The following is a 20832-nucleotide window of genomic DNA, read 5'->3' as shown; positions in this document are numbered from 1 at the left end:
GGCACCGGGGGCCCCTGGGTCTGTCCGTGGGCCCGCCGCCGGCGCGGTACGCGCGCCGGCGGCGGAGTCGCGGGACTACTGCAGCTGGGCCGCGGTGTAGTAGCCGGTGTCGACGAGGGTCTTCTGGTAGTTGTCCTTGTAGACCGCCACGGGCTGCAGCAGGAACGAGGGGACGACCTTGACGCCGTTGTTGTAGTCGGTCGTGTTGTTCACCTGCGGCGTGGTGCCCTTGAGCACCGCGTCGGCCATCTGCGCGGTGACTGCGGCGAGCTGCCGGGTGTCCTTGTAGACCGTGGCGTACTGCTCGCCCGCGATGATGGACTTGACCGAGGCCAGCTCGGCGTCCTGGCCGGTGACGACCGGGTAGGGCTGACCGGCGGTCCCGTACCCGGCGCTCTTCAGCGCGGACAGGATGCCGATGGACAGGCCGTCGTAGGGGGAGAGCACGCCCTGGACCTTGGCGCCGGACGAGTAGGTCTTGGTGATCAGGTCTTCCATGCGCTTCTGCGCGGTCGCCGGATCCCAGCGCAGGATCGCGACGGTCTTGAAGTCGGTCTCACCGCTCTTGACGACCAGGGTCTTGTTGTCGATGTACGGCTTGAGGGTCGCCATCGCGCCGTTGTAGAAGAAGGTGGCGTTGTTGTCGTCGGGGGACCCGGCGAACAGCTCGACGTTGAACGGGCCCTTGGCGGACCCCGAGGAACCGTCCTCCTTCTTCAGGCCGAGGCCGACCAGCAACTCGGTGGCCTGCTCGACGCCCACCTTGTAGTTGTCGAAGGTGGCGTAGTAGCTCACGTTGGGGCTGTTGCGGATCAGCCGGTCGTAGGCGATGACCGGGATGTGCTTGTCGGCCGCCTCCTGCAGTTGGGTGGTGATCGCGGTGCCGTCGATGGAGGCGACGATCAGCAGCTTCGCGCCCTTGGTGATCTGGTCCTCGATCTGGTTGACCTGGGTCGGGATGTCGTTCTCCGCGTACTGCAGGTCGACCTTGTACCCGAGCTTCTCCAGCGCGGACTTGAGGTTGTCGCCGTCGTGGATCCACCGCTCGGAGGACTTGGTCGGCATGGTGACGCCCACCAGAGCGCCGACGTTCGATCCGGCCGGGTTCGACGACTTGGCGTCGACCGTCTTGGTGCTGCTGCCGCAGGCGGCGAGTAGGACGGCCAGGGCCGCCGAGACGGTCGCTGTCGCCAGTCTCCGGAATCGCATGGGGTTCTCCTAGCTGGTACGGCTGACGCGTGGTGGAGCCATGGGTGCTGAGAGGATTGTTAGCGCTCACATGGTTGTGGGCAACGGTCTGCGACGTTTCGGTTGCATTACGACTCTGTACACATGGTGTGCGTCCGCCGGTCGTGCTTCTTCATCCGCTGCTCCCGATAGGATTGTTAGCGCACACATCGATGAGTCGCCTAGGGAGAGTGGATGGCCTTCGATCCGCCCGGCTCCCGCGCGGCGGAAATGGTCTGGCACGCGGGCGGCCCGGGGGGATACGCTCCCCGCGATGACGACACACTCTCTGATCGAAATGGGGGTCCGGTCCGCGCAAGGTGAGTGCTGATGCTCACTCAGATCGCGAATCGGGATTCCCGCCCTTCCTACTGGCTGCGCGTGCGCGAGTTCGCCGTGCCGGCCTCCATGATCGAGACCGCCACCGCCCGCCGCTCTGCCGGGGACTGGGCAGGGGCGTGCGCCGCCGCAGGCGTCGACGTGGACCTCAACCTGCGTGTCGTGGCGCGCACCCATGGCCACGCGCTTGCGACCAGGCTCCGGGCCGATCTTCGGCAACTGGCTCCTGACCTGCTGCGCTGGCACCTGCCCAGGATCGCGCCCGACGGCTTGTTGCGCCCGGGGCTGACCATCGCGCTGGCTCGGTACGACACCGACGACGGCGCGGGTGGCCCGGTGCAGCTGGTGGTCCGGACGCCACCGGCCTGGGCCGGATCAGTCTCGCGCTGTGGGACGGGTCCCGCCAGGGCGAGGCCGGTGCGGCGCGCCACCCGCATCCCCATCCAAGCCGCAGGTTCCGCTTCGATCTGCACCGTCACCTGTGGGATGCCCGCAGGACCGATGAGCTGCGGATCAGGTCCGGCGCCGACCGGTTGCCGACCGAACCGCCGTCCGGACATCCCTGTGCCGCCCATCGGTGGGCGGACGAGGCGACCATCCTGCTCCGGGCCGAGGGGCGGACGTCGGGCGCGGTCGCCGTACGGCTCGGTGCCCGCCGGCACGGGCTGGTCCTGGCGTTGGACGCGGACGGCAGCGGAACGCCCGAGCTGCGCATCACGGCGGCACCCGGCGACGGCAGCGACTCCGTGCTGCCGGTCCTGCCCGACGCCGCGACGTGGATGCTGCCCGATCTGGAACTGCTCCGGGCCGGGGCGATAGGGCTCGATCGGCTGCACCCCCTGGTCGCCTCGGCGCTCGTGCCGGGCTACGCGTCGAGCAGGTCGTCCCCGCGGCCGGACCCGCCGGGTCGACCGCGCCTCGTCGAATGCCGGGGGGCGCGGCACCGGATCGGCCTGGTCGACGGGGTGCTCGCGGCCTTGGACCACGGCCCGGACGAGATCCGCCGCGAGGAACTGCTCGCCTCGCTCTCCGGTCCGCCGCTGCCCTGCCTCCAGGCCATCGACGAGGCGCACCGCCGCCCCGACTGCCTCGTCGGAGTCCGCGAGCGCCTGGACCACGGGGACATCGCCGGGGCGCTGGCCGTGGTCGAGGGCCTGCTCGGCCCCGACGCCGTGCTGCGCAGCGGCGAACTGCGGGACGAACTGGAGGCGGCCGCCCGAGCGCGGATTCGCTACGGCCTGTTCCGCGCGGGCCTGGCCGGGCCCGGGCCCCGACGTGTGGTCGGCCCGGTCTACTCGATCCCTTCCATCCGTCCCCATCCCGGCGGCCACCGCTCCCACCCACGCCAGGCCCAAAGGCCGCCGGCCCGCTGATCCCGGCGTCGGCCCAGCCTCTCTGCACTGCCATGCCGTCATGCCCTCACGACACAAAAGGTGATCCGACATGCCCTCTCGCGCCCTGCCCTCTCCCACCCACGCCTCCCAACTCGACGTCGCCGCCCAGCTGCTGGCCCTGCTGCGCGACGCCGGGACCGAACCGCGTCCGGACACCCAACTGGAAGCGCTGACCCTGGCCGTCGCCGCCGACCTGCCCGTGCTGCTCTGGGGTGAGCCGGGGATCGGCAAGACCGCCGCCCTGACACAGCTCGCTGCAGCCCTGGACCTTCCCCTCACCACGGTGATCGCCAGTGTCCACGAGCCCTCCGACTTCTCCGGGCTGCCGATCGTCGGAGACGACCCCGCTCAACAGGGTGTCCCGATGGCCCCGCCGGACTGGGCGGTGCGACTCGTCCGGGCCGGACGCGGACTGCTCTTCCTCGACGAGCTCTCCACCGCGCCGCCCGCGGTTCAGGCCGCGCTGCTCCGACTCGTGCTGGAGCGGCGCATCGGTGCCCTGCAACTGCCGCCCGGGGTCCGGATCGTGGCCGCCGCGAATCCGCGGTCCTCAGCGGCCGACGGCTGGGAGCTCAGTCCGCCGCTGGCCAACCGCTTCGTGCATCTCCAGTGGACGCACGACCACGAGGTCGTGGTCCGAGGCCTCGGCGGGACCTGGCCACGGGCGACCCTGCCCCGACTCGACCCTGAACGCCTGTCCGACGCCGTCACGTTCGCCCGCCGGGCAGTGTGCGGGCTGCTCACCGCCCGCCCTGCGCTGGTGCACCAGCTGCCGAAGAACGAGACACGGCGCGGCGGCCCCTGGCCGTCCCCCCGGAGCTGGGAGATGACGCTGAGTCTGATCGCCTTCGCGGCCGCGGCCGGCTCGTCGAGGGACGTGCTCTCGCTGCTGGTCAGGGGAACGGTGGGGGACGGCCCCGGACTGGAACTGCTCGCGAGCCTGGACCGGATGGACCTGCCGGACCCGGAGGAGCTGCTGGCCGACCCGGCCGGGGCCGCCCTGCCGGAGCGCGGGGATCTTCGCCAGTCCGTGCTCGACGGCGTGGTGGCCGCCGTCCGCCGACGCCCGGAGAAGGCCCGCTGGGACGCGGCGTGGGTGCTGCTGGTCCGGGCGGTGGAGACCGGCGCTCCCGACCTGGTCGTGGTTCCCGCCACCACGCTCGCCTCGCTGCGCCGTGAGGACTGGGACGTGCCGGCTTCGATCGAGCGGCTCGCCGGCGTGGTGTCGCTCTCCAGGCGAGCGGACCACGCGGCGGCGCGAGCCGCCGTCGCCGCGAAGGCGGGCCGATGACAAGCGGCGCAACCGGCACACGGCCCGTGCTGGACCGCGACAAGCTCTTCGCCGCCCGACTGCAGGCCGCGCGAGCCCGCCCCTACTTGGCGACGGCGCTGTTCGCGCTGCACACCGTGGAGTCGCGGCGGGTGCCGACGATGGCCGTCGACCGGCACTGGCGGTGCTACGTTTCGCCCGCCTTCGTCGACCGCACGCCGGTGGAGGAACTCGCCGCGGTCTGGGTGCACGAGGTCTCGCATCTGCTGCGCGACCATCACGGGCGCAGCGACCGCTTCGCCCGCGAGCACGGCCTGACCGGTCCGGCGGAGCGGCTGCGTATGAACATCGCCGCGGACTGCGAGATCAACGACGACGCCTTCGGCGACGGGTTGGTCCGTCCTGAGGGCGCCGTCCAGCCGGTGCACCTGGGGCTGCGCGACGGGGAGCTCATGGAGGACTACCTCCGCCAGTTCCGGCTCGGCCCGCGCACGCAGGAGCTTGTCTGGCTGGACTGCGGCAGCGGCGCGGACGGACTCGACCGCGGCTGGGAGCTGGGACCGGACGGCGCGGATGGACTCAGCGAGCAGGAGCGCGACGCCGTGCGGTTCCGCGTGGCGCAGGGCATCATCGGCCGTCCTGGGGACGCCCCGAAGGGCTGGCAGCGCTGGGCCGAGGAGGCATTCCACCCATCCCAGCCCTGGCGGGAGCTGCTCGGAGCCGCGATCCGCTCGGCGGTCTCCGGCTCCGGCGCGGGCGACGACTACAGCTACGGCCGCCCAGCCCGTCGCTCGGCGGGCGTCCCCGGCGTCGTGCTGCCCAGCCTGCGGCGCAGGCCACCGCGCGTTGCCGTGGTCGTCGACACCTCGGGGTCGGTCAGCGACGCCGAACTGGGCAGCGCGCTGCTCGAGGTCACCGCGATCTCCCGCGCCGTCGGCGGCCGACGCGACCTGGTCACCGTCGTGTCGTGCGATGCGGCGGCGCAGACCGTGCACCCGCTCTGCCGCGCCGAGGGCATCGCGCTCGTGGGCGGCGGCGGCACCGACCTGCGCACCGGCTTCCAAGCCGCGCTGCGGGCGCGTCCGCGTCCGGACGTCGTCGTGGTGCTCACCGACGGTCAGACCCCCTGGCCGGACGCTCGGCCGTCGTGCCGGACGGTGGTGGGCCTCTTCCCCCGGCGGCTGGAGTCCGTTTCGTGGGACGAGGACGACCCCGACTACGTGCCCGACACGCCGCCCGACTGGGCCCGGGTGGTCGAGATCGGCTCGCCCTGACGGCCCCGGTCCGGCCTGAGGGTCGTCTGGCACGGCTTGATCAGCGGGCCGCAGGCTGTGAACGGCCAGCGCGGCTGACGAGACGCGACGAGGCCCCGAACCGGGCTGGTGCGGGGGTGGTTCACTGCGTTCGCTCAGGCCATTCGGCGCGCTGCCACTGCGTCGGTGTACAGCTCGTCCGTCAGATCCTGCTCGCCAATCCCGAAGCTCTGCAGTACGGCCCGGATGTCGTCGAGTGCGGCCGTCAGCTCGTCCTGCTCGACGATCGTCTCCAGCTCCAGGAAGGTGCCGTCGAGCTCGGGGACGCGCACCAGCGTGGCGAGCATCTTTCGGTTGGCCGCCTCGAACTCGTAGTTCCGGCACCGCTTCTCGAACGCGATCGCCTTCACGTAGCCGAGGCCGGCCAGCATCGCGTGCATCGCCGCAGGGTCGTCGACGCGGGTCTCAAGCTCGGGCTTCGACCCCGATACGTCCACTCGGGCGCCTTTGTAGGTGAGCACTGAACGGGTCTCGTTCCGACCATGGACGGTCCGTACGCGCAGCTCCCGGTCGCCGTCCATGAGGCTGCCGTCCGGCAGGTCGTAGTACGTGTCCTGGTACACCTGAGGCCGTCCCGGGGCGCGGGCCTCCAGCAGCGCCATGACGTGCTCCGGGTCGTGGACGACGGCCTTCAACTCCGCTTCGATCACCGCTGCTCCCCTCGGTCAGTTGCTGCGCTCGCTGGCCGCGAGCATCGCCTCGTACATCCGCCGGAACCCGCGGAACAGGGGCCCGTGCGGCGTTTGCATGATCTTGTAGGTAGCCGACTCGTGGCCTTCCCAGCCTTCGTCGAAGGCCGACAGGAACAATGTCGTATCCAGTCGGATGAGCCGCCATGTTGGAAGCAGACGGTACCGGTATGTCTCCACATCGCAGACGTCCGTCAGCTCCTTGAGGCGAGCTTCAGCCAGCAGGACGCCACTGGCGAGGGACTCTCTGGACTCGCCGATCTCTGCTGCCCGCTGCACGACCGCTGGTGACGTGGGATCAAGGAGCAGGACGCGAAGCCGGACTCGAACTGCCGCGTCGGCAATCGAGGGACGCAGGAGTGAGTCGTTGAGTCCGATCAGTCCGAGGCCTCGTACCGCGAGGAGATCGATCTCGGTCGCGGAACGGGCCTGGCGTTGGATGTCAGCGGTGGCACTCGCCTGCGACGCGTAGACGCGGACGACCTCGGGGAAGGCGGCGAGGTCGAATGCCTGGCCACCCACGCGGGCGGAGCGATTCGAGGCAAGCCCGATCAGATGTCGGGCGTCGTCGGGCATGGACAGTCCGTCGGCGATGCGCTCGTAGACGTCGAGGCGGCTCACTTCTCGGCGGCCGTTGATGATCTCGTTGATGCGGCCCTGGGCCATGCCGGTGGCGGTCGCGATGCGGGCTTGGCTGATTCCGAACTGTTGGACTTGGCGGAAGATGTCGCCGACGCGCCGGGCGCGCAGTGCTTCGCGCATCTCTGGGCGTTGCCATGCCCATTCGGGTAGATCGATGGGTGCGATTGGTGATCCCACCGCGTCCCTCTCCACGTGGCGTATACGAATCCATCTCACCGTGAGATTACCGTTCGGGAATCGAGTCGACACCCTGCGTTACCAGAACCTGGAGGTATGGGCAGTCAGTCGCACACGGCCACGGGATCCGCCACAGGCAGAACTGCTGCCGCGCGGCTACACGCCGCCGACGTGCCGGGTCGCCGCCACGTGGCCAGAGTTGCACACCCAGTGCCACGGCCCGGCTACCGCCCACACGCGCTCGGTTGGGTACCCGTCAGCTGCGGCTGCCCCTGCCACCAGCCCGCCGACCGGGCCGGTCAGCGGCTACCCCTCGAAGGAGAACGCTCGTGAACCAGTTCCTCGACGCCGTCGTGCCCTTTGCCGCCCGCCGCGCCATCGCCCCCGTCCTTTTCGACTTGGAGCCCGAGCAGCCCGTGTACGACACCGAGCTGCAGCTGAATGTCCTCGCCGACGGCAGGCCGTGGCACACTACCCCGCAGGCTGCCTCCTGCACCGACACCAATCAGGACGGCCAGGGCGACGACGTCCAGGACCCGTACTACTGCAAGGCGTCCTGATGGCGGCCGTGCCGGGCGGCCGCGTGCTGGTCGTCGCCGAGAACCTCGACCCGGCCGCCGACATGGTCGTCGCCGAGCTGAACGCGCGCCGCGTGCCGGTCGTGCGGTTCGATGTTGCCGACTTTCCCCAGCACATCACCCTGGCGGCCGACTACGGAGCGGAGGGCTGGGCCGGTGTACTGGAGCACGCGGGTCGTACAGTGCGGCTGGATGACGTACGGTCGATCTACTGGCACAGGCCTGGCCGTCCGCACGTCGACGAAGCCATCCCGGACGCGTACCGGGTGTGGGCGCGGGATCAGGCCGACGCCGCCCTTCTGAATCTCCTCGCGGCGCTGCCGGTGCGCTGGCTGAACAACCCACACACGGATCGGCCGGCCTCGCACAAGCCTCAGCAACTGGCCCTGGCCAGCAGGTGCGGATTGACCGTGCCGCGGACGCTGGTCACCAACGTCCCGGAAGCGGCCCGGAAGTGGGCGGCGGACCTCGGCGCGCCGATCATCTGCAAGCCGGTCCTCGGCGGGCGCCTCGACGACCCCGGCGAGCGCAGGCGCATGGTTCCCGCTCACCAGGTCGACCCCAACAGCCTCGACGACTCGGTGAAGCTCACCGCGCACTTGTTCCAGGAGAAGATCCCGAAGGACTTCGAGGTCCGACTGACCGTCGTCGGGTGCGAACTGTTCGCCGCGACGATCCACGCCGGCAGTGTCCAGGCGGAGCAGGACTGGCGCAGCGATTACCCGAACCTCTCCTACGGCACTACATCGGTGCCGGAGACTGTCGCTCGCGGGGTGCGCGGGTACTGCACCTGGTCCGGGCTCGCGTTCGGGGCCTTCGACTTCGCTGTCACCCCGGCCGGCGAGTGGGTGTTCTTCGAGTGCAACCCATCCGGAACGTGGGCGTGGGTTGAGCAGCGCACTGGCCTGCCGATCGCTGCGGCCCACGCCACCTACCTGCAAGGAGCCGATGCATGACGGCCGACACGATCGAAGCCGAGGCGGAGGCGCTGCGTCTGGCCCTCGTCGACGAGCTCACCGCCAGCGGCGCCCTGCGCTCCCCGCAGTGGCGGCACGCCTTCCTGACGGCTCCCAGGCACCACTTCACGCCGACGTTCTTCCGCTACGGGCGCGCCGGCCTGGAGCGGTACTCACCGGCGTCGCCGGGCTGGCTGAGCGCGATCTACCAGGACGAGGCGCTGACCACGCAACTGACCACAGGCATCCCGACGTCGTCCTCGTCGCAGCCATCGCTCATAGCGCGGATGTTGGAGGCACTGGACGTCGAGGACGGCATGCGGGTGCTGGAGATCGGCACTGGGACGGGATACAGCGCCGCCTTGCTGTCGTACCGACTGGGTGCGCGCAACGTGGTGACCGTGGATGTCGACCCGTCCCTTGTGGCTGCCGCGGTGACGCGCCTCGCGGAGCTCGGGCTGGAGCCCGATGTCTACGTTGGGGACGGCGCGGCGGGCCACTCTGGCGGCGGGCCCTTCGATCGGATCATGGCGACGTGCTCGGTCCGGTCGATCCCGCTCGCGTGGCAGGAGCAGCTCACCCCGGGCGGCCGGATCCTGGTGACGCTTTCGACCGGGCTGCACGGTTACGCCCTCGCCGAGCTCGGCGCGGACGGCTGCGGGCGGATCCTGCCGATCGAAGCGTCCTTCATGCCGATGCGCTCCCATGCCGATCCGGCGTTCGTCACCTTGCAGGCACTGGCAGGGCCGTCGGTGATGGCTGGCACCACTGAGCATCCGGGCATCGGGAACGGGGAGCGTTTCGTGCTCGGCCTCTCACTCCCGGAGGTGGTCGCGTTCGGGCTGCCCGACGGGAAGATCCCTGGCACCTACCTGTCGCACCGCAGCGACGGGTCGTGGGCCCACGCGCTCGCGGACGGCCGGCTCAGCCAGGGCGGCCCGCAGCGGTTGTGGGACCAGCTCGAGGCAGCACGGGAGGCTTGGCGTGCAGAAGGTGCACCGCGACCGGACTCCTTCCAGGTGAACGTCGACAGGAAACTGCAGCGCGTCCACACCCCGGACGATCGCCTTTCGTATGAGCTGCCGGAGTTCGTCTGGCAGTGGAGCGCCCGCCCGGATGAGTGAACTCGTTCGAGAAGCATTCGAGATCGTGGCACCATGGGCCGCGTGATGACGAACCGAAGGGTCCATGCCGCGTAGACGGCCAGAGTACATCCGGGCCAGATTTACTCTCCACCGGGCACAGGAATCAAGGCCGGTGATCGACGGTGTCTCCTCTCGGGTGCTCTCCGAAGTCGCCCGCCTTGAGGACACCCGGAACTACCTGCAACCGGGGGATGTCGCTGCCGCTGTGCGCCTGTGGGAGGACTACGTCCATCTCCCTGAGCGCCAGCTGTGGCACGACTACGAGTGGGGCAACGTGCACTGGTACTGCTGCCCCAATCCTTTGGAAGCCCGCTCCCTTCTCGACAGGGTGATGCACGCGCTGTCACCCCGAAGCGCTCGCGAACTCAGAAAGATCGTCAACAGGTCTGACGCTGTCTGGAACCTGCCCTCGCCGCCGTATGCCGAAGACGGAGGTGAATAGCAGGCTAAGGCCGGCCGACCGGGTGGGGGGTCCGCACGGGCATGGACGGAAGCCGCAGCGCGCGCACCGCCGTCGGCCGTGGTTCGACGCACCAGTCGCGCGGAATCAGCAGGACGCTGAGCGTCACCGCCAGGACCAGCCAGAGCCGCAGGTCTCCCAGGAGTTGGGCGTCGCTGGTCAGTCGCGGGGCGAGGTAGAGCGCGCCGAAGGAGACCAGCGACCAGGCAGGCACGGGCCTGCGCAGTCCCAACAGCTCCCAGCACAGGGTGCCGAGCAGGAAGCCGGCCGAGTAGTAGTCGTAGACGCCGGGGTCCAGCAGGATCCGCGCGCCGACGCCCAGCAGCGGCACGGCCGTCCAGCGCCGGCGGAGAATCGCCGCCGCCCCCAGCGCGCAGCCGAGAAGGAGCTGGGCCGGCCGGTCCCACGACGGGGTTCCCGACGTCGAGACGCCGAGGGCGCGGAGCGCCGAGGACGGCTCGTTGACGATGTGGTACTGCGTCGCACCGAGCGTTCCCGAGTCGGCGAGGACGAAGGGCAGCCAGGCGACCAGGACGAGCACGATCGCGTAGGCCGCGACGTGTCGTCGTCGTCCGGTGTCCACGGCGAGGGCGAGCGGCAGGAAGACGAGCGCCCACGGTTTGGCGTCGACGGCCAGGCCCAGACTCAGGCCGGCCAGGGCCGGGACGTCGTCCAGCAGGGCTCTGATCGCGAGCGTCACGAAGAGCAGCGCCAGCACGTCGTCGAGGTGGCTGTAGTGGACTGCCAGGGAGGCCCAGACCACCAGGAACACCGCACCGGCGGCGGCCGTCGTTACCCCCATGGCCTGCGGCCGGCCCCGCAGACCGGGGTGCAGGGACAGGGCGGAGCGCTCCAGCAGCCGCAGGATCACCAGCCCGGCGGCCATCATCGCGAACTGCGCGGCGACGACGCCACCGAGGCCCCCGAGGACCCACGCGCAGAGGAAGGCGAGCGGCCCTATCTGCAGGCTCGGGTAGTTCGCGTAGAGGTGGAGCCCGCCCGGCGGTGACGCGCCGGATCCCGAGAAGAGCAGGGTGCTGCCGTTGGCGAAGTAGTGCCACGAGTAGCCGCCGCCGGGCAGGTCGGCCAGAAGCCAGATCAGCGCCCAGACGCCGAGGAACCACCAGTGCCAGGGCACGTCGCCCCGAGTCGGGCGCGCACTCTGATCAGCCATGTTCGCCCCTTTCGGCGGTAGTCGGTCCCCGCTGGTGAGGACTCTCCGCGTCGATCAGGGGTTCCTGCGCGAACATGACTTTTCGGTAAGAGCCGTGCAATCGGGACGACGGCGTGCCGGTTGTAGGGGGGCTCAGGCCGACAGGGTCGGGGCCTCGTTCAGGAGCTCCTGGAGCACGGCCGCGTGGCTGTGTTCGGGCTCCTTGGCCGCGGTGAGCAAGGTGATCTGGCCGTCGGCCGCGCTCCGTCGCAGCTGTTCGAGCGCCGCCGCGGCCTCCGGGGCCTCCAGCTCGGCCTCGTACCGGCTCCGGAACTCGGCGAAGGTCCCGTCCGGGCCGTGGAACCAGCGGCGCAGCTCGGTCGAGGGGGTGACGGCCTTGGGCCACGCGTCGAGGTGCGCGTCGGCCTTGGAGACGCCGCGCGGCCAGAGCCGGTCCACCAGGATCCGCGCGCCGTCCTGCGGCACGGGCGGGTCGTAGACGCGACGGATTCGGACCGGGACGACAGTCGGCATGGAGGATCAGCGTAGCCGTCCCCGACCGGACCTTGTTCAAGACTCGAAGGCGAAACGGTGTCAAATTTCTTAGAGAGCGCTCTCTATGAGCACTTCATGAATGCGCAGGTCAGACCTGTCCGATGTGCGAATCTGAGAGTTGACGCCATGAAGTGTTAAGAAGGCTTCCTGTTCTGCCTATTGACGTACTGACATGTCCGCTTGTTGACTCCGTCTTTGCCCGGCCGATTCCCCCACGTACGCGGCCGGCAGAAGGAGACCCGCATGCGCGTCAACAAGCGTCTCGTCCCCGCCCTGGTGCTACCGCTGTCCCTCGCGGGCCTGTTCGCCGCCGCCGGGCCGGCGCAGGCCGCGGCGAATCCCGGCCCCGGGTTCCCGGCCCACTACGCGGCCCCCTACATCGAGACCTGGAACTCGCCGTCCGCCATGGCCGCGGCCCAGAACGCCACCGGCCTGAAGTACTACACGCTGGCCTTCGTCATCAACAGCAGCGGCGGTGGCTGCAACCCCACCTTCAACGGCAACACCTCCGTCTCCGACGCAGGTTGGACCGGTGCGATCAACAGCCTGCGCGCCTCGGGCGGCGACGTCATCGCCTCCTTCGGCGGCGCGGCGGGCACCGAGCTCGCCCAGGCCTGCACCGACGTCAACAGCCTGCAGAACGCGTACAAGACGGTCATCGACACGCTCAACCTCACCCGCATCGACCTCGACGTCGAAGGCGCCGCGCTCGACGACACCGCCGCCAACGACCGCCGCAACCAGGCCCTGGCCAACCTGCAGCAGCAGTACGCCGCCCAGGGCCGGACGCTCGCCGTCGACTACACCCTCCCGGTCGACCCCACCGGCCTGCTCTCCAACTCGCTGAGCCTGCTGAACAACGCCAAGAGCCACAACCTCAATGTGAACCTGGTCAACATCATGACCATGGACTACGGCCCGAACGAGGACATGGGGCAGGCGGCGATCAACGCCGCGACCGCCCTGCACGGCCAGCTCGGACAGATCTGGACCGGCGCGAGCTCGGCGCAGCTGTGGGCGATGGAGGGCAACACGCCGATGATCGGCGTCAACGACTCCACGAACGAGATCTTCACCACCGGGAACGCCTCCACGCTGGAGAACTTCGCCGCCACCAACGGCATCCAGGAGCTGGCCTACTGGGCGCTCGGGCGCGACTCGGCCTGCTCCAGCAACGGCGTGCTCTCGAGCACCTGCAGCGGCACCTCGCAGAGCCCCTACCAGTTCGCGAGCACCTTCAACGCGCTGACGGGCGGCGGTGGCGGCGGCACGGGCAGCCCGACCGGGCAGATCACCGGCTACGGCGGCAAGTGCGTGGACATCGCCGGCGCGAACACCGCCAACGGCACCGCCGTGCAGCTCTACGACTGCAACGGCACCAACGCCCAGCGCTGGACGGTCGCCACGAACGGCAGTCTCCAGGCGCTCGGCAAGTGCATGGACGTCACCGCCGCCGGCACGGCCGACGGCACGCAGGTGCAGCTGTACGACTGCAACGGGACCGGCGCGCAGGTCTGGCAGCACCGCGCCGACGGCAGCCTGCTCAACCCCAACTCCGGCAAGTGCCTGGACGCGACGGGGCCGAGCTCGGCGAACGGCACGCGGCTGCAGATCTGGTCCTGCGCGGGCAGCGCCAACCAGCAGTGGAACCTCCCCAGCTGACGCCCCGGCAGCACCCGCAGCACCGACAGCATCGGCCGCGCACCGACAGCACCGCGCGACGCCCACGCACTCAGGAAGGACCGCACATGCCCATCCGACGACCGACGCGCCACCGAGCGGCCGCCGCAGCAAGCCTGACCAGCGCCCTGCTCCTCGCCGGCAGCCTGACCCCCGTCCTCGCCGGCGCGGGGACCGCCGAGGCGGCCACCACCAGCGTGACCTCGGGCACCAGTTACACCGTGACCAACGCCAACAGCGGCAAGTGCGTGGACGCCCGCGCCGCCGCCACGGCCAACGGCACCGCCGTGCAGCAGTACAGCTGCAACGGCACCACCGCCCAGCAGTGGGTCTTCACCGCCACCAGCGGCGGCTACTTCCAGGTCGGCACCGCCAGCAGCAGCGGCCAGGTCTGGGACGACAGCAACGTCTCCTCCGCCGACGGCTCCCTGATCCAACTGTGGGCCTACGGCGGCGGCAACAACCAGCAGTGGCTGCCGGTCCTGGAATCCGGCGGCGGCTACCACTTCGTCAACCGCTTCAGCGGCAAGTGCCTGGACACTCCCTCCGCCTCCACCGCCGACAGCGTCCAGCTCCAGCAGTACAGCTGCAACGGCACCGCCGCCCAGTCGTTCACGCTCAACCCCGTCGGTGGCGGGACGCCGCCCGGTCAGCCCGACCTCGGGTCCAACGTGCTGGTCTTCGACCCGTCGATGTCGGCCGCCACGATCCAGAGCCAGATCAACAGCGTCTACAACACGCAGCAGAGCAACCAGTTCGGCGGCCAGCGCTACGCCCTGCTCTTCAAGCCCGGCTCCTACAACGTCAACGTGCCCGTCGGCTACTACACGCAGGTGGCGGGGCTGGGCCAGAACCCCGGGGACGTCACGATCAACGGCGGCGGCGTCAACGCGGACGCGCAGTGGTTCGGCGGCAACGCCACGCAGAACTTCTGGCGTTCGGTGGAGAACCTCACCGACGCTCCGTCGAACGGCACGGTGAAGTGGGCCGTGTCGCAGGCCTCGCCGATGCGCCGGGTCCACGTCGCGGGGAACATGGTGCTGGACGACAACGGCGGCTGGTCCAGCGGCGGCTTCCTCGGCGACTCGCTCGTCGACGGGCAGGTCAACTCCGGCAGCCAGCAGCAGTGGCTCTCCCGCAACGACCAGTGGGGGAGTTGGACCGGCTCCAACTGGAACATGGTCTTCGTCGGCGACAACAACGCTCCCGCCACCAGCTTCCCCAGCCCGCCCTACACCACCGTCGGCCAGACGCCGGTGATCGCGGAGAAGCCGTACCTCTACGTCGACGGGACCGGCTCCTACCGGGTCTTCGTCCCCTCCGACGCGACCAACAGCCAGGGCACCACCTGGGCCGGCGGCCAGACGCCCGGCACCTCGCTCCCCATCAGCCAGTTCTACATCGCCAAGCCCGGGGACAGCGCCGCCACCATCAACGCCGCCCTCGCCGCCGGGCAGAACCTGCTCTTCACGCCCGGCGTCTACCACCTGACCGACACCATCAGGGTGACCCGCGCCGACACCGTCGTCCTCGGCCTCGGGCTGGCCACGCTGGAGGCCGACAACGGCGTCACGGCGATGTCCACGGCCGACGTCAACGGCGTCCGGATCGCCGGGCTCCTGTTCGACGCGGGGACGACGAACTCCCCGGTGCTGCTCCAGGTCGGCCCGTCCGGCGCGAACGCGGACCACTCCGCCGACCCGACCGTCCTCTCGGACGTCTTCGCCCGCATCGGCGGCGCGGCGGTCGGCAAGGCGACCGTCAGCGTCCAGGTCAACAGCAACAACACGATCGGCGACGACCTGTGGCTCTGGCGCGCCGACCACGGCAGCGGCGTGGGCTGGACCAGCAACACGGCCCAGAACGGCTTGGTCGTCAACGGCGCCAACGTGACGATGTACGGGCTCGCGGCCGAGCACTACCAGCAGTACGCGGTGCTCTGGAACGGCAACGGCGGCCGTACCTACTTCCTGCAGAACGAGCTGCCCTACGACCCGCCGAACCAGTCGAGCTGGATGAACGGCAGCACGCGCGGCTGGGCGGCGTACAAGGTCGCTCCGGGGGTGACCAGCCATCAGGCCTGGGGTCTCGGCGTGTACTGCTACTTCAACGTCAACTCGTCGATCGTCGCGGACAACGCGATCGAGGTGCCCAACACCGCAGGGGTCTCGCTGCACGACATGGTAACGGTCTCCCTCGGCGGAACCGGCACCATCAACAGCATCGTCAACGGCGTCGGCGGTCCCTCCAACTCGGCCCACAACGTCGCGGACCTGGTCAGCTACCCCTGACCGACCAGCCCGCGCCGTGACACCGCCGCCGCCCGTGCCTCCCGGGGCCGGGCGGCGGTCGTCGTCAGGCGGCTGGTGTCAGGCGGCTGTCGTCACGCGACCGCCGGGCCGACGGTCGGCTGTCGGGTCAGGTAGGCGGTGTGCGTCTGCGATGCCCGGCTGCGCTTCCAGTCCAGCTCCCAGCCGAGCGGAGCGCCCAACTCCTCGACGAGGCCGAGGCCCGCGCCGCGGTGGATGGGCACGGTCAGTTCGAGCTGGTCGGGGAAGACGATCGCGGGGCCGAGCTGCCTGCCCTTGGCGGCGGCCTTCGCCTCGGCCTTCGCGCGGCTCTTCGCCGCCGAAGCGCGCCTGTTGTCCGCCCGTTTCGTGCCTTCGCGCAGCGCCTCCTGGACCCGTTTCGCCCAGGCGTCACGACCGCCGTCGCGCTCCAGCCGGTACTGGCGCCGGGTCAGCACGGCACTGCCGGTCATCTTGATCTGTGAGCCCCTGCCGCCACCGCCCAGCCCGCCGACGTCGCCCCCGAGCGCCGATGCCCAGAGCAGCAGGCCGACCACGGCGAGGATGAGCACGGATCCGACCAGCAAGTAGGTCCACTGGAACCAGAACTGCCACCACAGCCCGCGTCGCGAACGCGGCGACAGCGGCCCCGTCTCGCTCTCGTCAGGCCGCAGCGATTCGGCGGGTATGTCGAACAGCCCCACGGTTCCCCCTGGCTCGGCGCCCCTTGCGCGGTCGGCGTACACCCTAGCGGGGCCGTGATGGTAGGCGACGAAGGTGTCGTCCAGGATCGGCGGTCACCTTCGCCAAGCGATTGTCAGCCGGCTGCGGGTCCTTGAGCATCGACCACTGTTGTCACGCGCCCCGTCTCGATGGCGTAGACGTGTCCGGAGACACTCACCTTGGGCGACAGCAGCGGCGACGCGAGCAGGCGCTCGACATCCTCCCGGACCGTCCGGTCCGGCTCGGCCACCTCGGACGCCCGCAGTACCGGCTCCCCGAGGCCGGTCGACTGTGCGGCCCGCTGCAGGAACTCGGGGTCGGCGAGGAACCCGGTCCCGCACTGGGTGTGGTGCAGGATCGCGACCTCGAAGAGCGGGCCCGTCATGCCGAACACCGCCTCGGCCAGGAACGCCAGGTAGGCGAGGTCGTTGATCACCGACGGGGTGATCCGCCCGCCCGCGTTGCGGATGACCGGCGCGTCGCCCGGCCGGAGCCCGAGGACGGCCGCAGGGTCGATCCGGTGGTCGAGGCAGGTGACAACGACCATCTGCGCGGTGGGCATGGAGAGCGCGACGGGGGTGTAGTCACGGGCGAACTGCTCGTTGCGTCCGAGCAGGGGAGTCAACCTGGTCATGGCACTTCCATCCCGCTGGGGATCAAGCAGCGGGGCCACGAAGCCCCGCGGCGGAGTAGTGGACACCGTCCACATTAGCTCGATAAGTGGACACTGTCTACTATTGCTATCCTGGCCCCGTGACTCTTGGCCGACCGGCAGCGAAAGCATCTCCCGCAGAAGAGCCGCGGCGACGGCCGCGCGGTGTGGTGCGCGACGGGCTGGTCGCCGCCGGGCTCGAACTCGCCCGGAGTGGCGGACCGGACGCCGTGGTGCTGCGTGAGGCGACGCGGATCGTCGGCGTGGTGCCCAACGCCGCCTACCGCCACTTCGCCGACCGCGACGAACTCCTCGCCGTGGTGTGCGCGGCGGCGATCGGCGAGCTCGCCGATCGGATGGCCGAGGGCGTGGCGAGCGTGCCCGGCGCGTACGGCGACCCCGTCGCGGCCGGCGAGCGCCTGCGCGCGATCGGTACGGCCTACTTCGCGTTCGCCCACGACGAGCCGGGGCTGTTCGCGACCGCGTTCGCACTGCCGCAACAGCACGCGTACGGCACGCCGGACGAAGCGGCCGGGACCGACCGCACACCCCTCGGCCGGCTCCGGGCCGCGCTGGACGAACTGGTCGACGCCGACGTGCTCGATCCGCAGCGCCGGCCGGGGCTCGAGTACCCCATCTGGTCCACGGTGCACGGGATGGCGGTCCTGTCCGGCCAGGGACCCTTGCGCGAGCTGACCGACGTCGATCGCCGTCAGCTGGAGGAGCGCACGCTGATGATGATCGGCGAAACCCTGAGGTAGACCGTGAGTTGGTGACTGCGTGGATCGTGGTCACGAGCTCGGCCGGTCGGAACCCGCTGCGCCGTCAGGCGGACAGCGGCACGTCGGCGTCGTCCACCGGCGCGCACAGGACGACCAGCTCGTCCAGCGACAGCCCCAGTGCGACGGCGAGCGCCGCCACCGTGAAGAACGCCGGGGTCGGGGCCCGGCCGGTCTCGATCTTGCGGAGCGTCTCGGCGGAGAGCCCAGCCTGCGCCGCGATCTGCACCATGCTGCGGTCGCCCCGGGCTTGACGGAGCAGCGTGCCGAGACGTTCGCCGCGTTCGCGTTCCAGCGGCGTGAGAGGAGTGCGCACCATGACCGTGATACTAATACCGGTATAAGAATTGGTCCACAGGGGGCCGATGCACGGGATGTCGGGGAGGCTGCCGGACATGGTGGAGATCAAGTCGGACACCGCGCTGGAAGCGATGCGCGAGGCCGGGCGCGTCGTCGCGAACGCGCTCGACGCCGTCCGCCGGGCGGCGGGCGTGCAGGTGTCGCTGCGCGAACTGGACGAGGTGGCCCGCGAGGTCCTGCGGGAGGCGGGTGCCGACTCGCCGTTCCTGAACTACCGGCCCAGCTTCGCCTCCACGCCGTTCCCGGCGGTGATCTGCACCTCCGTCAACGACGCCGTCGTGCACGGGATCCCCACCGACTACCGACTGCGCGAAGGCGACCTGGTGAGCGTCGACTGCGGGGCGCGGCTGGGCGGGTGGGTCGGTGACTCCGCCATCAGCTTCGTCGTCGGCACCGCCCGACCGGCGGACCTGGCCCTCATCGAGACCGCCGAACGCGCGCTCGAGGCGGGTATCGCCGCCGCGGTCGTCGGTGCGCGGATCGGCGACATCTCCCACGCCATCGGCCGCGTCGGCCGCGCGGCGGGCTGCGGGATCCCCGCGGACTTCGGCGGCCACGGCGTCGGCCGCAGCATGCACGAGGGCCCGGACGTGCCGAACGACGGCCGACCGGGCCGCGGCATGACGCTCCGCCACGGCATGGTGCTCGCCATCGAGCCGATGCTGATGGCCGGCGGACGCGACAGCTACCAGCACCACCCCGACGGCTGGACCCTGCTCACCATCGACGGCAGCAGGGCCGCCCACGCCGAACACACCGTCGCGATCACCGACGAGGGCCCGCGCATCCTGACGCTGCCCTGACCACCCCCTTCCCGCGCTACTGGCCTTCAGCGCGGCTGGGCAACGTTGCTCCGTCAGAGGCCTGAAGACGATTGCCGAGCAGGACGGGCTGACGGCCGCCTGGGCCGAGTCGGGTCCAGCCGGTCATGTCTCGTCGAAGCACAGGCAGAAGGGGTGGCCGGCCGGGTCGAAGAGCACCCGGACGTTCTTCTGTGGCTGGTGCTCCGCCAGGGTGGCCCCAAGGGCGACTGCCTCGGCGACCGCCGAGTCCAGATTGCCGACCTGGAAGTCGAAGTGCATCATCGGGCGCTGTTCCCCGGCGGCCGGAGGCCAGACCGGAGCCTGGTAGCCGTCCGCCTGCTGGAACACGAAGAACGGTCCTTGCGGGGAGGCGGCGACGATGGCCGTTCCCGGCTCCTCGTGCCCGATGTGCCAACCCAGGAGCTCGGCGTAGAACTTTGCCAAGCCGCTGGGGTCCGGCGCCTCGATCGTCGTTCCCCACCACATGCCACCGGTTCGTGATTTCATTCCGACAGCCTGCCTCATGAGCACGTCTTGTCGTGGGCTTGAACGGCAGATGTCGAGGGTCGCGTGGCGTCAGGCAGCGGTGCCTTCCTCCCGCTCGACCAGGACGCCGTTCGCGGACCGCGCGCCGAACAGCGCAAGCGCTGCTCGGGCTACTCGGGCTGCTCGGGCTGTTCGGGGAGGTCCGGGAGGTCCGGGAGGTCCGGGAGGTCGATGACGCCGATCTCCAGGGTCCGAAGCCGCTCCGGCTCCGCGATCACCTCGATCTCGGTGATCGCGCCGTCCGCGCCGAGCGTGAACGCCAGTACCACCGTGAGCCGGCCCAGCGGCGCCATGACCAGGCCCACCGAACCGTCGACGAGCGCCGCCTGCGTGGTGCGGGCGCGGTCGACGGAGGCCAGCGCCGCCTTGGCCACGACCTGCGCCCCGCTGAGCCGGATCGGCGCGGGGGAGGGCCCGACCGCCGCGTCGGCGCGCAGCACCACGTCCGGGTCGAGCAGCGCGACCAGCGCGTCGAAATCGCCGCCGCGCGACGCGGTCAGGTAGGCGTCGACGACCATGCGCCGCCGGTTGAGGTCGGCGCCCCGGGCGATCGTGGCTCCCTTGACGCGGCGGCGCGCGCGGCTCGCCAGTTGGCGGGTCGCCTCGGGCGTGCGCTCCATCATGGCGCTGATCTCCTCGAAGGGGACCGCGAACATGTCGTGCAGCACGAAGGCGAAGCGCTCGGCGGGGGAGAGGGTGTCTAGCACGACGAGCATCGCCAGCCCGACCGAGTCGGCCAGCAGCGCCTCCTGCTCCGGATCACCGCCGTCCTCGCGGCGGACGACCGGCTCGACCGGCCGCGCCTCCAGCGGATCCTCGGCCCGGTGGTCGCGCGAGCGCAGCATGTTCAGGCAGAGCCGGGCCACGACCGTGGTGAGCCAGCCGCCGAGGTTCTCGATCTCCTCGGCCTCCGGGTCGGCGACGGTGCGGCTCAGCCGCAGCCACGCGTCCTGGACGGCGTCGTCCGCCTCGCTCAGCGAGCCCACCATGCGGTAGGCGACGGCCCGCAGATGCGGCCGGTGCTCCTCGAACCGAAGGCTCAGGAAATCGAGCTCGTCCACCGTGTCACGTTCCTTCTTCGCCCGGGGTCATGGCTGTAGATC

Annotated in this window: 20 protein-coding genes and 1 pseudogene; 11 read left to right on the top strand and 10 right to left on the bottom strand. The window is 70.5% G+C overall.

From position 1 onward, the window contains the following. Window positions 1-75: 75 nt before the first annotated feature. On the bottom strand, window positions 76-1209 hold the full coding sequence (chvE, locus tag ABIA32_RS27490; RefSeq protein ID WP_370100964.1) for a multiple monosaccharide ABC transporter substrate-binding protein: 1134 nt from the start codon (window positions 1207-1209) through the stop codon (window positions 76-78). 348 nt (window positions 1210-1557) lie between these two features. Here chvE and ABIA32_RS27485 point away from each other — a divergent pair. From ABIA32_RS27485 to ABIA32_RS27475, 3 genes and pseudogenes are all read left to right on the top strand, one after another. Then, window positions 1558-2939 (top strand): annotated as a pseudogene (locus ABIA32_RS27485) (hypothetical protein). Window positions 2940-3009: 70 nt separating this feature from the next. Next, window positions 3010-4251 (top strand): AAA family ATPase, encoded by a 1242-nt coding sequence (locus ABIA32_RS27480; RefSeq protein ID WP_370100961.1) that lies wholly within the window; start codon window positions 3010-3012, stop codon window positions 4249-4251. Then, window positions 4248-5504, top strand: coding sequence for a VWA-like domain-containing protein (locus ABIA32_RS27475; protein WP_370100958.1), 1257 nt, complete (start codon window positions 4248-4250; stop codon window positions 5502-5504). Before ABIA32_RS27480 ends, ABIA32_RS27475 begins: the two co-directional genes overlap by 4 nt. Window positions 5505-5638: 134 nt before the next feature. On the opposite strand, the gene cyaB is transcribed toward ABIA32_RS27475, so the two are convergent. After that, complete coding sequence (gene cyaB, locus ABIA32_RS27470) at window positions 5639-6193, bottom strand: class IV adenylate cyclase (protein WP_370100955.1); 555 nt, start codon at window positions 6191-6193, stop codon at window positions 5639-5641. A gap of 15 nt (window positions 6194-6208) precedes the next feature. Beyond that, window positions 6209-6994 carry a helix-turn-helix domain-containing protein gene (locus tag ABIA32_RS27465; RefSeq protein WP_370100953.1) on the bottom strand — a complete coding sequence of 262 codons (786 nt, stop codon included), beginning with the start codon at window positions 6992-6994 and terminating at the stop codon, window positions 6209-6211. Window positions 6995-7380: 386 nt separating this feature from the next. Here ABIA32_RS27465 and tgmA point away from each other — a divergent pair, with 386 nt between their 5' ends. The 4 genes from tgmA (at window position 7381) to ABIA32_RS27445 (ending at window position 10172) form a co-directional block, all read left to right on the top strand. After that, entirely contained in the window at window positions 7381-7611 is a 231-nt protein-coding gene (gene tgmA, locus ABIA32_RS27460) for a putative ATP-grasp-modified RiPP (protein WP_370100950.1), read from the top strand. Beyond that, window positions 7611-8585 (top strand): ATP-grasp ribosomal peptide maturase, encoded by a 975-nt coding sequence (tgmB, locus tag ABIA32_RS27455; RefSeq protein ID WP_370100948.1) that lies wholly within the window; start codon window positions 7611-7613, stop codon window positions 8583-8585. Before tgmA ends, tgmB begins: the two co-directional genes overlap by 1 nt. Continuing rightward, window positions 8582-9709: a methyltransferase domain-containing protein gene (locus tag ABIA32_RS27450; RefSeq protein WP_370100946.1), complete on the top strand. Its 1128-nt coding sequence runs from the start codon at window positions 8582-8584 to the stop codon at window positions 9707-9709. The genes tgmB and ABIA32_RS27450 overlap by 4 nt, the downstream gene beginning before the upstream one ends. 133 nt (window positions 9710-9842) lie before the next feature. Then, window positions 9843-10172: a hypothetical protein gene (locus ABIA32_RS27445; RefSeq protein ID WP_370100943.1), complete on the top strand. Its 330-nt coding sequence runs from the start codon at window positions 9843-9845 to the stop codon at window positions 10170-10172. Between the two features lie 4 nt (window positions 10173-10176). Here ABIA32_RS27445 and ABIA32_RS27440 read toward each other — a convergent pair whose 3' ends face one another. Both ABIA32_RS27440 and ABIA32_RS27435 read right to left on the bottom strand, forming a co-directional pair. Continuing rightward, window positions 10177-11364, bottom strand: a complete 1188-nt coding sequence (locus ABIA32_RS27440) for a hypothetical protein (protein ID WP_370100940.1) — start codon at window positions 11362-11364, stop codon at window positions 10177-10179. A gap of 132 nt (window positions 11365-11496) precedes the next feature. After that, complete coding sequence (locus tag ABIA32_RS27435; RefSeq protein WP_370100937.1) at window positions 11497-11877, bottom strand: DUF488 domain-containing protein; 381 nt, start codon at window positions 11875-11877, stop codon at window positions 11497-11499. A 264-nt stretch (window positions 11878-12141) separates the two neighbouring features. Here ABIA32_RS27435 and ABIA32_RS27430 point away from each other — a divergent pair, with 264 nt between their 5' ends. Together ABIA32_RS27430 and ABIA32_RS27425 are read left to right on the top strand one after the other, a co-directional pair. After that, on the top strand, window positions 12142-13560 hold the full coding sequence (locus tag ABIA32_RS27430; RefSeq protein WP_370100934.1) for a ricin-type beta-trefoil lectin domain protein: 1419 nt from the start codon (window positions 12142-12144) through the stop codon (window positions 13558-13560). 86 nt (window positions 13561-13646) lie between these two features. Next, a complete protein-coding gene (locus tag ABIA32_RS27425) occupies window positions 13647-15869 on the top strand; it encodes an RICIN domain-containing protein (protein ID WP_370100931.1) in 2223 nt (740 codons plus the stop codon). A gap of 92 nt (window positions 15870-15961) precedes the next feature. Here the strand turns inward: ABIA32_RS27425 and ABIA32_RS27420 are convergent, their stop codons facing one another. After that, on the bottom strand, window positions 15962-16570 hold the full coding sequence (locus ABIA32_RS27420; protein WP_370100929.1) for a hypothetical protein: 609 nt from the start codon (window positions 16568-16570) through the stop codon (window positions 15962-15964). A 113-nt stretch (window positions 16571-16683) separates the two neighbouring features. Further along, on the bottom strand, window positions 16684-17223 hold the full coding sequence (locus ABIA32_RS27415) for a carbonic anhydrase (RefSeq protein ID WP_370100927.1): 540 nt from the start codon (window positions 17221-17223) through the stop codon (window positions 16684-16686). A 119-nt stretch (window positions 17224-17342) separates the two neighbouring features. On the opposite strand from ABIA32_RS27415, the gene ABIA32_RS27410 reads away from it, so the two are divergent. Further along, window positions 17343-18002: a WHG domain-containing protein gene (locus tag ABIA32_RS27410; RefSeq protein ID WP_370100924.1), complete on the top strand. Its 660-nt coding sequence runs from the start codon at window positions 17343-17345 to the stop codon at window positions 18000-18002. 64 nt (window positions 18003-18066) lie between these two features. Here ABIA32_RS27410 and ABIA32_RS27405 read toward each other — a convergent pair whose 3' ends face one another. Next, window positions 18067-18339: a helix-turn-helix domain-containing protein gene (locus tag ABIA32_RS27405; RefSeq protein WP_370100921.1), complete on the bottom strand. Its 273-nt coding sequence runs from the start codon at window positions 18337-18339 to the stop codon at window positions 18067-18069. Between the two features lie 76 nt (window positions 18340-18415). Here ABIA32_RS27405 and map point away from each other — a divergent pair, with 76 nt between their 5' ends. Then, window positions 18416-19183, top strand: a complete 768-nt coding sequence (map, locus tag ABIA32_RS27400) for a type I methionyl aminopeptidase (protein ID WP_370100918.1) — start codon at window positions 18416-18418, stop codon at window positions 19181-19183. Between the two features lie 123 nt (window positions 19184-19306). On the opposite strand, the gene ABIA32_RS27395 is transcribed toward map, so the two are convergent. Beyond that, the gene (locus tag ABIA32_RS27395; RefSeq protein WP_370100915.1) at window positions 19307-19690 is read right to left on the bottom strand and encodes a VOC family protein; all 384 of its coding nucleotides are present in this window, start codon (window positions 19688-19690) and stop codon (window positions 19307-19309) included. Between the two features lie 149 nt (window positions 19691-19839). Next, a complete protein-coding gene (locus tag ABIA32_RS27390; RefSeq protein ID WP_370100913.1) occupies window positions 19840-20790 on the bottom strand; it encodes a sigma-70 family RNA polymerase sigma factor in 951 nt (316 codons plus the stop codon). Window positions 20791-20832 lie beyond the last annotated feature (42 nt).

Origin of the sequence: Streptacidiphilus sp. MAP12-20 (assembly GCF_041262525.1) — a bacterium.
Taxonomy (GTDB): Bacteria; Actinomycetota; Actinomycetes; order Streptomycetales; family Streptomycetaceae; genus Streptacidiphilus.
Note: the sequence above shows the minus strand (reverse complement) of the source record. Positions and strands in the feature narration are given on the sequence as shown.